At 69.2% G+C, this 12970-nt stretch carries 8 protein-coding genes; 3 read left to right on the top strand and 5 right to left on the bottom strand.

Annotation, left to right across the window (positions count from 1 at the left end; translation table 11 throughout):
- Positions 1-9: 9 nt before the first annotated feature.
- Positions 10-876 (top strand): Cof-type HAD-IIB family hydrolase, encoded by an 867-nt coding sequence (locus ACFVYE_RS26950; protein WP_383963963.1) that lies wholly within the window; start codon positions 10-12, stop codon positions 874-876.
- 53 nt (positions 877-929) lie between these two features.
- Here the strand turns inward: ACFVYE_RS26950 and ACFVYE_RS26945 are convergent, their stop codons facing one another.
- The 5 genes from ACFVYE_RS26945 to hisC form a co-directional block, all read right to left on the bottom strand.
- Complete coding sequence (locus tag ACFVYE_RS26945; protein ID WP_383963966.1) at positions 930-2636, bottom strand: GAF domain-containing sensor histidine kinase; 1707 nt, start codon at positions 2634-2636, stop codon at positions 930-932.
- A gap of 58 nt (positions 2637-2694) precedes the next feature.
- Positions 2695-6213: a thiol reductant ABC exporter subunit CydD gene (gene cydD / locus ACFVYE_RS26940; RefSeq protein WP_389607523.1), complete on the bottom strand. Its 3519-nt coding sequence runs from the start codon at positions 6211-6213 to the stop codon at positions 2695-2697.
- Between the two features lie 79 nt (positions 6214-6292).
- Positions 6293-7294, bottom strand: coding sequence for a cytochrome d ubiquinol oxidase subunit II (gene cydB, locus ACFVYE_RS26935; protein WP_383963972.1), 1002 nt, complete (start codon positions 7292-7294; stop codon positions 6293-6295).
- Between the two features lie 18 nt (positions 7295-7312).
- A complete protein-coding gene (locus ACFVYE_RS26930; protein ID WP_383963975.1) occupies positions 7313-8824 on the bottom strand; it encodes a cytochrome ubiquinol oxidase subunit I in 1512 nt (503 codons plus the stop codon).
- Positions 8825-9130: 306 nt separating this feature from the next.
- Entirely contained in the window at positions 9131-10210 is a 1080-nt protein-coding gene (gene hisC, locus ACFVYE_RS26925; RefSeq protein ID WP_383963978.1) for a histidinol-phosphate transaminase, read from the bottom strand.
- A 370-nt stretch (positions 10211-10580) separates the two neighbouring features.
- Here hisC and ACFVYE_RS26920 point away from each other — a divergent pair, with 370 nt between their 5' ends.
- A complete protein-coding gene (locus ACFVYE_RS26920) occupies positions 10581-11693 on the top strand; it encodes a LacI family DNA-binding transcriptional regulator (protein WP_093895110.1) in 1113 nt (370 codons plus the stop codon).
- A 173-nt stretch (positions 11694-11866) separates the two neighbouring features.
- The gene (locus ACFVYE_RS26915; RefSeq protein ID WP_383963981.1) at positions 11867-12925 is read left to right on the top strand and encodes a metallophosphoesterase; all 1059 of its coding nucleotides are present in this window, start codon (positions 11867-11869) and stop codon (positions 12923-12925) included.
- The last annotated feature ends 45 nt before the right edge of the window (positions 12926-12970 follow it).

The raw sequence follows: 12970 nt of genomic DNA, 5'->3' as shown, positions 1-12970 counted from the left end.
AATGGGCCCGTGACCTCAGCTACCGACTCGCCTTCTCCTGCCGCTCCCCGGCTGATCGCCACCGACCTGGACGGCACCCTGCTGCGCGACGACAAGACCGTCTCGGACCGTACGGTCGCCGCGCTCGCCGCTGCCGAGGAGGCCGGTATCGAGGTCTTCTTCGTCACCGGACGCCCGGCCCGCTGGATGGATGTCGTCAGCGATCACGTCCACGGACACGGCCTGGCGATCTGCGCGAACGGCGCCGCGGTCGCGGATCTGCATGCGGACGGCAAGCTGGTCAAGGTCCGCCCGCTGGAGCGCGACATCGCCCTCGACGTCGTGCACACACTGCGCGCCGCCGCCCCCGGCGCCTCCTTCGCTGTCGAACTGACCACCGGCATCCACTACGAACCGGCCTACCCGCCCTTCCACCTGGACCCGGGTGCCACCGTCGCGATCGCCGAGAAGCTGCTCCACGAGGAGACGCCCGGTACCGGCGCCCCCGTGCTGAAGCTCCTCGCCCACCACGCCGAACTTGCCCCGGACGACTTCCTCGCCCTGGCCCGTACAGCAGCCGGCCACCGGGCCTCCTTCACCCGGTCCAGCCCCACGGCCCTGCTGGAAGTCAGCGGCCCCGGAGTCTCCAAAGCCAGCACCCTGGCCCTTTGCTGCGCCGAGCGCGGCATCTCGCCCGCCGAGGTCGTGGCCTTCGGCGACATGCCCAACGATGTGGAGATGCTGCGCTGGGCGGGCACGTCGTACGCGATGGGCAACGCCCACCCCGCCGCAATCGCCGCCGCCTCCGGCCGGACCGCCACCAACGGCGACGACGGCGTCGCGGTAGTCATCGAGCAGATCCTCGCCGAGCGCCGGACGTCCGGCGCGGCACGCTGAGGACCGCGCCCGGCGGCGTCCCCGCCGGCCGACCCCCTGAGCGCCGACCGCCCTCAGATCGGCGCCTCCCACACCACCGTCGTGCCGCCCCCGTCCTCCCCGATGCCGGGCTCGAACCAGCTCGCACCACCTAGGGATTCCGCCCGGCGCGCCAGATTCCGCAGCCCGCTGCGCCGACCGCCCTCCGGGATGCCCACCCCGTCGTCGGCGACCGACAGCCGCACCGCGTCCCTCCCGTCGGGCAGCGTGGCGGTCGCATCGACGACCACGTCGATCAACGACGCCTCGGCATGCCGGAAGGCATTGGACAGCGCCTCACGCAGCGCAGCGATCAGGTTCTTGCCGGTCAGTTCGCCGACCAGCGAGTCGACCGGGCCGAGGAAGCGGTGCGAGGGCTTGAAGCCCAGCGGGACCGCCGCCATGTTGATCTCGCGCAGGACACGGGTGCGCAGCCCGGACGGCGCCTCGGCCGGCTCCTGCTGCAGTGCGAAGATCGCGGTACGGATCTCCTGGATGGTCACGTCCAGTTCGTCGACCGCCCGGCCGACACCTGTCTGCACCTCGGGCACGACCGACCGACGCTGAGCGCTTTCCAGCATCATCCCGGTGGCGAACAGCCGCTGGATGACCAGGTCGTGCAGATCGCGGGCGATCCGGTCGCGGTCCTCGTACACCGCGAGCCGCTCCCGGTCCCGCTGCGCCTCGGCCATCATCAGCGCGAGTGCGGCCTGCGAGGCGAACTGGGTGGCAAGGGTCCGTTCCGTCTCCGTGAACGGCCTCTCGCCGCGGGCGCGAGGGGTGGCGAGCGCGCCCAGCACCCGGCCACCGCTGTGCAGGGGCAGCAGCATGCTGGGGCCGAACTGGTGGGCCAGCGTGGTGACCATGCGGGGATCGGTGGCCGAGTCGTCCACGAAGACCGCCTCGCCGTCCAGCAGCTTCGTCACCACCGGGCTCTCCGGCCCGATGATCACCCCCAGCTGGCCAGAGGGGTCGTCCGCGGAGACGGCGACGATCTCCAGACCGCCCTCCTCGGCCGGCAGCAGCACGATCCCGGCGGCGGACGCGGCAAGATGGCGGGCCTGTTCGGCGACGACGGAGAGCGCGTCATCGGCGTCACCGCCGGACAGCAGGGCGGTGGTCACAGCCACCGAGCCGTCGATCCACCGCTCGCGCTGGCGTGCCGCCTCATACAGCCGGGCGTTGCCGATGGCGATCCCGGCCTCCGTGGCGAGCACCCGCACCATGTGCAGGTCGTAGTCGTTGAACTCGCCCCCGTCGTCCTTCTCGGCCAGATAGAGATTTCCGAAGATCTCTCCCTGTACCCGGATCGGGACTCCGAGGAAGCTCCGCATCGGGGGATGGCCGGGCGGGAATCCGGCGAACCGCGGATCGGCCGTCAGATCGGCGAGCTTCACCGGTACCGGGTCGTGGATCAGTGCACCGAGCAGCCCCCGGTGCCCGTCGGGGCGGCGGCCGATCTCGTGCGCCACCTCGTCCGAAACTCCGTACGTGACGAAATCTGAGAGCCCCGCGCCCTCCTCGTCGACGACGCCGATGGCGGCGTAGCGGGAGTGGGCGAGTTCCGCCGCCGTCTCACAGATCCGGTCGAGGGTGGAGTGCAGTTCGAGGCCCGTGCCGACCGAACGCATGGCTTCCAGCAGCTGCGGTACACGGGCGGTGAGTTCGGTGGACAGGCCCTGCAGGCTGCGTGTCGCCTGTGTCGCGGCTTCGAGTGAGTCCTTCGGGTCCTGCTCTGGCATACCCCGAGACTAGTTAGTCCCCATTGGGGAGGAAAGTCGGCTATCGTGCCGCCCGGCCTCATGCCCGTACGCCCACGGCTTCCTCGGGCACCCTTACGGTCTCCCGCTCGCGCTCCAGCATCCGGCGCAGCGGCCCCTCCTCAGCGGCGAGACCGGCGTACGGTCCCCGCTGCACGACCCGGCCGGCGTCCAGCACCACCACCTCGTCGACGGCCTCCAGCCCTTGGAGACGGTGGGTGATCAGTACCGTCGTACGCCCCCGGGTGGCGGCCAGCAGGTCCGCGGTCAGGGCGTCCGCGGTCGCCAGGTCGAGATGTTCCGCGGGCTCGTCCAGAACGAGTACGGGAAAGTCGGCGAGGATCGCCCGGGCCAGGGCGAGCCGCTGGCGCTGGCCGCCGGAGAGGCGTGCGCCGTGTTCGCCGACAAGCGTGTCGAGTCCGTCGGGCAGCGCCTCGGCCCAGTCGAGCAGCCGTGCCCGGTCGAGAGCGGCCCGCAGTTCCTCGTCCGTCGCACCGGTACGGGCCAGCCGCAGGTTCTCCCGGATGGAACTGTCGAAGATATGGGCGTCCTGGGCGCACAGTCCGACGAATTGCCGGACCGTGTCCCCCTCCAGTGCGCAGGCATCGACACCGCCGATCCGGTACGTCCCCGCCCGTGCGTCCAGGAAGCGGAGCAGGACCTGCGCGAGGGTCGTCTTCCCGGAGCCGGAGGGACCGACGACGGCGATGCGCCGGCCGGCCGTCAGCCTCAGGTCGACGGAGTCCAGGGCGTCCCGCTCCGCTTGCGCGTACCGGGCCGACAGCCCCCGTACCTCCAGCGGGAAGGGCGATCCGGGTGTTTCGGCGGGGCTGCCGGGTTCGTGCACGGGCAGTGGGGCGTCCAGCACCTCGTACACCCGCTCCGCACTCCGCTTGACCCGCTGCCGGTACTGCACGGCGAGCGGCAGACCGGTCACGGCCTCGAAGGCGGCCAGCGGCGTGAGTACCACCACCGCGAGCTCCACGCCCGCGAGCCGCCCGTCGTGCACGGCGGGGAGGGCGACGAATGCGGTGGCGACGACGGTGAGGCCGCCGATCAGAGCGATGAGACCGCCGCCGAGCGCGGTGGCGGTGGCCGCGCGGGCGGCGATGCGGGTCAGGACGCCGTCGGCCTCCCGGGTCCGCTCCAAGCGGGCGGGCAGGGCACCCGCAACGGTCAGTTCGGCGGTCCCGCCGAGCAGGTCCGTGATCCGGGTGGCCAGATCGGCACGTGCTGGGGCCAGTTGACGTTCCGCGTGGCGGGAGCAGGCGCCGCTGACCAGCGGCACTCCCGCTCCGGCCAGCAGCAGTCCGGCGGCCAGCACGACGCCTGCCGCAGGCAGCAGCCAGCCGATGAATCCGGCGGCCGCCGCCCCCACGACGACGGCGGTCCCGGCGGGCAGCAGCCAGCGCAGCCAGTAGTCCTGCAAGGCGTCGACATCGGCGACGAGCCGGGAGAGCAGGTCCCCGCGCCGGGTGCGGCGCAGACCGGCCGGCGCGATGCGCTCCAGCCCTCGGTAGACGGCGACTCGCAGCTCGGCGAGCATCTTCAGCACGGCGTCGTGCGACACCAGGCGCTCGGCGTAGCGGAAGACGGCCCGTCCGAGGCCGAAGGCGCGGGTCGCGGTCACGGCGACCATCAGATAGAGCACCGGGGGCTGCTCGGAGGCGCGGGAGATCAGCCAGCCGGAGACGGCCATGAGCCCGACGGCCGAGCCCAGGGCGAGGCTTCCCAGCAGCAGCGCGAGTGCCAGCTGTCCGCGCTGTGCCCCTGCGGCCTCCCTGACCCGGGCCAGGACCTGACCCGAGCGGGCCGCGGTGTCCCGCAGCACCCCGGGCTCCGGCACAGCGTCACTCTCGCCGACGGGTGCGCTCGTCGGCCGTGGCACCGCGGCGAACACCTCGGGCTTCTCCGGTCGAAGTGTCACGCCCGGTTCCAGTGTCACCACCCGGTCGGCCACCGAGAGCAGCGCCGGGCGGTGCACGACCAGCAGCACGGTCCGCCCCGCCGCCAGCCTCCGTACCGCCTCGACGATGCCCGCTTCCGTCTCGCCGTCCAGGCTCGCGGTCGGCTCGTCGAGCAGCAGCAGCGGCCGGTCGGCGAGGAAGGCCCGCGCGAGCGCGAGGCGCTGGCGCTGGCCGGCGGAGAGGCCCGCACCGTCCTCGCCGAGGAGCGTCTGCGCGCCGTCCGGCAGTTCCGCCACGAATTCGTACGCCCCCGCGTCCCGCAGCGCCGCCGTCACGACGCCGTCGTCCGCGTCCGGCCGGGCCAGCCGTACGTTCTCCGCGATCGTGCCTGCGAAGAGATACGGGCGCTGCGGCACCCAGGCAATCCGTTCCCGCCAGTGCTCGGGTGCCAGCGTCGCCAGATCGACGCCGCCGATCCGCACCTGCCCCTCGTCGGGTGCCGTGAATCCCAGCACCACATCGAGCAAGGTGGACTTCCCGACGCCGCTCGGGCCGACCAGGGCAACGGTCTCCCCCTCGTCCACCACCAACGAGGCCCCGTCCAGCGAAGCTTCGGTACGGCCTTCGTGCCGTACGGTCACCCCCTCCAGCTCCAGCCGCATCGACTCCGGGGTGTCCTCCGTACCACCCGGCCGGGGCTCGGTCTCCAGGACCGAGAAGATCTCCTCCGCGGCCGAGAGCCCCTCGGCCGCCGCGTGGTACTGCGCGCCGACCTGGCGGATCGGCAGATAGGCCTCGGGCGCCAGGATCAGCACCACCAGGCCGGTGTAGAGGTCGAGCTCACCGTGCACGAGCCTCATGCCGATGGTGACGGCGACGAGGGCCACCGACAGGGTCGCCAGCAGCTCCAGAGCGAAGGACGACAGGAACGCGATCCGCAGCGTCCGCAGTGTGGCCCGCCGGTACTGCGAGGTGATGGTGCGGATGGATTCGGCCTGGGCCTTGGCCCGGCCGAAGACCTTCAACGTCGGCAGTCCGGCGACCACGTCGAGGAAGTGCCCGGAGAGCCGGGACAACAGCCGCCACTGGCGGTCCATCCGCGACTGGGTGGCCCAGCCGATCAGGATCATGAAGAGCGGGATGAGCGGCAGCGTGACCACGATGATCACTGCCGAGACCCAGTCCTCCGTGACGATCCTGGCAAGGACCGCCACCGGGACGACCACCGCGAGTCCGAGCTGCGGCAGATAACGCGCGAAGTAGTCGTCGAGGGCGTCGACACCACGGGTGGCGAGCGCCACCAGAGAGCCGGTGCGCTGCCCGCTCAGCCAGCCGGGGCCGAGCGCCGCGGCCCGCTCCAGCAACCGGCCGCGGAGTTCGGACTTGACCGCCGCACTGGCCCGGTACGCGGCCAGTTCGGTCAGCCACGAGACCAGCCCCCGGCCGAGCGCGACGGCCGCGAGCATGACCAGCGGTGTCCGCAGCCCGGAGACGGCCAGTCCGTCCTCGAACCCGCCCACCACCACTTCGGCGATGAGCATGGCCTGGGCGATGACCAGCGCCGCCCCAACGACTCCGAGTGCCACCACGGCTGCCAGGAAGAGGCGGGTGGCGCTGGCGTGGCGGAGCAGGCGCGGGTCGATCGGTTTCACGTGAAACAGCCCCCAGTGAGCTCGGTCGGCGGACCAGGGCCTGTCCGGCGGATCAGGGTCGGGCAGGCCCCAGGTGCGTTCAGTGCGTTTCGGCGATGTGCTGCGTACCGATGCGCTTGCGGAACACCCAGTACGTCCAGCCCTGGTAGAGCAGGACGACCGGGGTGGCGATCCCCGCGCACCAGGTCATGATCTTCAGCGTGTACGGGGTGGACGAGGCGTTGGTGACCGTGAGGCTCCAGGCATCGTCGAGCGAGGACGGCATGACGTTCGGGAAGAGCGTCAGGAAAAGCATCGCGACCGCGGCCACGATGGTCACGCCGGAGAGCGCGAACGACCAGCCCTCGCGTCCCGCCGCGATCGCACCGATCGCACCGACCAGCGCCACCACGGCGATGATCATCGCCAGCAGACTCCAACCGTCGCCGTTGTCGGTCTGGGTCCAGATCAGGAAGCCGAGTGCGAGCACCGCGGTGACCGGCCCGAGCTTCAGCGCCAGCTTGCGCGCCCGCTCCCGTATGTCCCCGACGGTCTTGAGCCCCGCGAACACGGCACCGTGGAAGGTGAAGAGGGTGAGCGTGACCAGTCCGCCGAGAATGGCGTACGGGTTGAGCAGGTCCCAGAAGGTGCCCACGTACTCCATGTCTGCGTCGATCTTCACGCCGCGCACGATGTTCCCGAAGGCCACGCCCCAGAGCAGGGCCGGGATCAGCGAGGTCCAGAAGATCGCGTGTTCCCAGTTGGTCTGCCACTTCTCCTCAGGACGCTTCGACCGGTACTCGAAGGCGACGCCTCGCACGATCAGGCAGACCAGGATGATCAGCAGCGGCAGGTAGAAGCCGGAGAACAGAGTGGCGTACCAGTCGGGGAAGGCGGCGAAGGTCGCACCGCCCGCGCTGAGCAGCCACACTTCGTTGCCGTCCCAGACGGGCCCGATCGTATTGATCAGAACCCGCCGCTCCTTGCGGTCGCGGGCCAGCAGCTTGGTGAGGACACCGATCCCGAAGTCGAATCCCTCCAGGAAGAAGTAGCCGGTCCAGAGGACGGCGATGAGTACGAACCAGACGTCGTGGAGTTCCATCTCTCAGCTCCTCTGCTCTCAGTAGGAGAAGGCCATCGGGCGGTCGGCGTCGTCATGGTCGTCGCCGCCGATCTTGGTGGGCGGGTTGAGGTCGGCCTCCGTGAGCTCCGGCGGTCCGGCCTTGATGTACTTCACGAGCAGCTTGACCTCGATCACCGCGAGCACGGCGTAGAGCAGGGTGAAGCCGATCATCGAAGTGAGTACCTCGCCCTGCGAGGTACCGGGGGAGACCGCGTCGCGGGTCTGGAGCACGCCGTAGACGACCCAGGGCTGACGACCCATCTCGGTGAAGATCCAGCCCCAGGAGTTGGCGATCAGCGGGAAGAGCAGCGTCCAGAGCGCGACGATCCAGTAGCACTTGGCGAGCTTCGGGCTGAGGGCCTTGTTCTTGAAGAGGACCAGATGGGGCACTTCGTCCTCACCGGTCCTCATCCCCGGCGGCAGCATGAACTTCCTTCGCGTCAGCCACAGTCCGAGGATGCCGAGGGCGAAGGACGCCATTCCGAAGCCGATCATCCAGCGGAAGCTCCAGAACGCGACCGGGATGTTGGGCCGGTAGTCACCGGGACCGAACTTCTCCTGCTCGGCCTTGTTGATGTCATTGATGCCGGGGACGTACGAAGTGAAGCTGTCGTCCGCGAGGAAGGACAGTATCCCCGGGATGGAGATCTCCACGGTGTTGTGGCCCTTGGCCACATCGCCGACCGCGAAGATCGAGAAGGGTGCCGAGTTCTGCCCCTCCCAGAGCGCCTCGGCGGCGGCCATCTTCATCGGCTGCTGCTTGAACATGACCTTGCCGAGCTGGTCACCGCTGATGGCGGTGAGAAGTCCGGCGATCACCACGGTGACCAGTCCGAGCCGCAGCGAGGTCCGCATCACCGGGATGTGCTTCTTGCGCGCCAGATGGAAGGCGGCGATGCCGACCATGAACGCGCCTCCGACCAGGAAGGCGGCGGTGATGGTGTGGAAGAACTGCGCGAGCGCCGTGTTCTGGGTGAGCACATGCCAGAAGTCGGTGAGCTCGGCCCGGCCGCGCTCCTTGTTGATCCGGTAGCCGACCGGGTGCTGCATCCAGGAGTTGGCCGCGAGGATGAAGTACGCGGACAGGATGGTTCCGATGGAGACCATCCAGATGCAGGCGAGATGGATCTTCTTCGGCAGCTTGTCCCAGCCGAAGATCCACAGCCCGATGAACGTGGACTCGAAGAAGAAGGCGATCAGGGCCTCGAACGCGAGCGGGGCACCGAAGATGTCACCGACGAACCGCGAGTAGTCGGACCAGTTCATACCGAACTGGAACTCCTGGACGATGCCGGTGACGACACCCATGGCGATGTTGATCAGGAAGAGCTTGCCCCAGAACTTCGTCGCTCTGAGGTACTTCTCGTTGTTCGTGCGCACCCAGGCGGTCTGCAAGCCGGCCGTGAGCGCAGCGAGAGAGATCGTGAGTGGGACGAACAGGAAGTGGTAGACGGTGGTGATACCGAACTGCCATCGCGCCAGGGTTTCCGGCGCCAGAGCTAGCTCCACGTCGTCTTCTCCTTAAGTCGCCGTAGCCACACCGGCAGTTTGCCCTTTTAATCCGACTAATCACGGGAGGAAACAGGACACGCTTGTGAACGCGTTCACATTCACAAGCAATTATGACGCACAGACTTTCGGGACGTTCGGGCGGGGTACCCCTCTTGGGATGTTCCGATCAATCCCCCCGAAGCAGACATACGGAAGCGCCGCACTCCGGGCACCTCTCAGGCCTCGAACGCAAAGGCCCCGCACCTCGGCGAACGAGGTACGGGGCCCTGGGCCTTCCGGTGTGCGCAGGCGGCCTGCGCCGCTCTACAGCTCCCTGCGGTACGACTCCGTCACCTTCAGGAACAGATCGTTCGCCTCGTCCTCCCCGATCGAGACCCGCACACCCTCGCCCGCGAACGGCCTGACCACCACGCCGGCCCGCTCACACACCGCGGCGAAGTCGGCAGTACGGTCCCCGAGCCGCAGCCAGACGAAGTTCGCCTGGGACTCCGGCACGGTCCACCCCTGATCCACCAGCGTCCGCTGCACCCGCTCGCGCTCGCACACCAAGGAGCCGACCCTTCCCAGAAGTTCGTCCTCGGCACGCAGCGAGGCCACCGCCGCGTCCTGCGCGAGCTGGCTGACCCCGAAGGGCACCGCCGTCTTGCGCAGCGCGGCCGCCACCGGCTCGTGAGCCACGGCGAAACCGACCCGCAGACCGGCCAGGCCGTACGCCTTGGAGAACGTCCGCAGCACCGCCACATTGGGCCGGTCCCGGTAGATCCCTATGCCGTCCGGCACCTCGACGTCGCGGATGAACTCCCTGTACGCCTCGTCGAGCACCACCAGGACATCACCCGGCACCCGGTCCAGGAACCGCTCCAGCTCAGCCCGGCGCACAACGGTGCCGGTCGGGTTGTTCGGGTTGCAGACGAAGATCATCCGGGTGCGGTCCGTGATCGCGTCCGCCATGGCGTCGAGGTCGTGCACCTCACCGCCGGTCAGCGGAACCTTCACCGAGGTCGCACCGCTGATCTGCGTGATGATCGGGTACGCCTCGAAGGAGCGCCAGGCGTAGATGACCTCGTCACCCGGGCCCGAGGTGGCCTGGAGCAGCTGCTGCGCCACACCGACCGAGCCGGTTCCGGTGGCGAGGTGCGAGACGGGTACACCGAAACGGTCGGCCAGCTCGTTCATCAGACCGGTGCAGGCCATGTCCGGATAGCGGTTGAAGTTCGCAGCCGCGGCCAGGGCGGACTCCATCACCCCGGGAAGCGGCGGATACGGGTTCTCGTTGGAGGACAGCTTGAACGCAACCGGTCCGCCGGCGGCAGCCGGCTTGCCCGGTACATAGGCGGGAACGCCGTCCAGCTCGGCGCGCAGCTTGGGGCTCGTCTCGCTCACCGCAGGTCCTCCTCGACCGTCTGTACACATCAATACTGCTCACCTTATGAGGATTGGGCGCTGCTGCGAATGGCCGGAACGTCCAATCGTCCGGTGCGACCGGGAATGGGGGGAGCGTTTCCCTCCCTGACGTGCGCCGGTGGCTCACTCCGTGGCGCGCGTCCCCCGAAGAGGTGAGATGAGACCTCTTCGAGACATGAACCATTTAGTAGGCCCATCGGGTTCGACGCATGACACATTGCGACTGGTCCCGCCAATGTCCTTGATTTGCAAGGCATTTGACACTTACTGATCATGCAGAAACGTGCCTGTCAACAAGTGAATATGCGACCAGGCCAACCTTCCGTCCGCGCCCTACTATCGGCTCGCCATGACAGCAGCAGGGAAGCACCAGGTGAGCCGGGCGGAGACACCCCGGCGCGGCGGCCGGCAAGGACGAGCGGGAATCCGGGATGTGGCCGCCGCGGCCGGGGTCTCCATCACGACCGTCTCCGACGCGCTCAACGGCAAGGGCAGGCTCCCGGACGCCACCCGCCGCCATGTCCGCGAGGTTGCGGAGCGCCTGGGCTACCGCCCTTCCGCCGCGGCCCGAACCCTCCGTACCGGCAAGTCCGGCCTCATCGGCCTGACCGTGACGACCTACGGGGACGAACCTTTCACCTTCACCGAATTCGCCTACTTCGCAGAGATGGCCAGAGCGGCCACCTCGGCCGCGCTCGCCCGCGGCTACGCCCTCGTCATCCTGCCCGCCACCTCACGCCACGACGTCTGGTCGAACGTCGCTCTCGACGGCACCGTCGTGATCGACCCCTCCGACCAGGACCCGGTGGTCACGGAACTCGTACGCCAGGGCCTGCCCGTCGTCTCGGACGGACGACCGGCCGGAACCCTCCCGGTCACCGCCTGGGTCGACAACGACCACCGGGCCGCCGTGCTCGACCTCCTCGACCATCTCGCCGCCGCCGGGGCACGCCGCATCGGCCTGCTCACCGGCACCACCACCGACACGTACACCCGTCTCTCCACCACCGCGTACCTCCATTGGTGCGAGCGCGTGGGACAGGCCCCGGTGTACGAGTCCTACCCCGCCCACGACCCGTGCGCGGGTGCGGTCGCCGCCGACCGGCTGCTCGCCCGCCCGGACCGGCCAGACGCCGTCTACGGGCTCTTCGACCCCAATGGCACCGATCTGCTGGCGGCCGCCCGCCGGTACGGTCTGCGCGTCCCCGAGGACCTTCTGCTGGTCTGCTGCAGCGAGTCCACCGTGTACGCGACGACCGAGCCCCCCATCACCACGCTCTCGCTCAAGCCGCGCAGAATCGGCACGGCGGTCGTTCAGCTTCTGATCGACGCCATCGAAGGCGTGAAGCACGACGGACCGGTGGAGCAGGTCATACCGACAGAGCTCATCGTCCGGACATCCTCGCAGCGCCGTCCGCCCCGCACCACGGTCAGCGCACCGCGCTCTCCCGCCGGGGATTGATCAGGCGATTTCGGACCAAACGGTCGGTGAACCTGATGTGCGTCCGGATTCACCACCCCTGGTGCGTCACACAGCACGATCCGCATTCCTATGATGGGCGCACGACACCGCGGACCGCCCCGACCAGCAGGGCCCGTCAGGTGTACGGCGGCGCGACGGTGGTGGAGGGGTCGATGACACAGGGGGCCGGTCAGGAACCCGTGGTGCGGACTGCGACGTTGCGTGACTTCCGCGTACCGCCCTATGCGCAGACTCCGGTGCCGCCTTCACCGCCGCACCCGGGCAATGCCGTTCCGGGAGACGAACTGCCGGAGGGGTACACACCCACCGCGCGCGACCTTCCCGTGATCAACCGCGGTGACACGGTCCAGGTGCGGGCCGTTCCCGACCCGCGGCCCGTACCGGAGCCGGGACTCGGGCCGCTGTACGTCGTCGGCGATGTCCACGGCTATCTGGACGAACTCCACGCCGCCCTCGCCGAACAGGGCCTCATCGACACCGAGGGCAACTGGTCCGCGGGCAATGCCCGGCTCTGGTTCCTCGGCGACTTCACCGACCGGGGCCCCGACGGCATCGGTGTCATCGACCTCGTGATGCGCCTCTCCGCCGAGGCCGCGGCCGCGGGCGGATACTGCAAGGCCCTGATGGGCAATCACGAACTGTTGCTCATCGGCGCCAAGCGGTTCGGCGACACCCCGGTGAACTCCGGCGCGGGTACAGCCACCTTCCAGGCCGCCTGGCTGCTCAACGGCGGCCAGAAGAATGACATGGAGCGTCTTCAGGACGTCCACCTCCAGTGGATGTCACGGCTCGACGCGATCGTCGAGGAGGACGGGCATCTGCTGATGCACTCCGACACGACGGCGTACCTCGACTACGGCGCCACCATCGAGGACGTCAACGACACCGTGCACGCCATTCTCACGCGTAACGACGCCGATGAGTGCTGGGACCTCTTCCGGAAGCTCACCAAGCGGTTCGCCTTCCGCGACGAGGCGGGGCCGCAGGCCGTCCGGGAGCTGATGTCGGCCTATGGCGGTCAGCGCATCGTCCATGGTCACAGCCCCATTCCGTACCTTCTCGGCGAGGTCGGCTCGGAGGACGGCGAGGACGGTTCCGGCCCCGTGGTCGAAGGCCCGCACGTGTACGCCGACGGGCTCGCCATCGCCATGGACGGTGGAGTGACCATGGCCGGAAAGCTACTGGTCGTCCAACTACCCCTGCATGACTGACGTTCTTCTGGGAAGACGCACCCACGACCTGACCACGACGACCGC

Origin of the sequence: Streptomyces sp. NPDC058239, assembly GCF_042882185.1 — a bacterium.
Lineage (GTDB): Bacteria > Actinomycetota > Actinomycetes > Streptomycetales > Streptomycetaceae > Streptomyces.
Note: the sequence above shows the minus strand (reverse complement) of the source record. Positions and strands in the feature narration are given on the sequence as shown.

Coding starts and splice junctions, on each gene's coding strand:
- cydB (WP_383963972.1), bottom strand. CDS start 7,294: ATGGAACTCCACGACGTCTGGTTCGTACTCATCGCCGTCCTCTGGACC.
- ACFVYE_RS26915 (WP_383963981.1), top strand. CDS start 11,867: ATGACACAGGGGGCCGGTCAGGAACCCGTGGTGCGGACTGCGACGTTG.
- ACFVYE_RS26920 (WP_093895110.1), top strand. CDS start 10,581: ATGACAGCAGCAGGGAAGCACCAGGTGAGCCGGGCGGAGACACCCCGG.
- ACFVYE_RS26945 (WP_383963966.1), bottom strand. CDS start 2,636: ATGCCAGAGCAGGACCCGAAGGACTCACTCGAAGCCGCGACACAGGCG.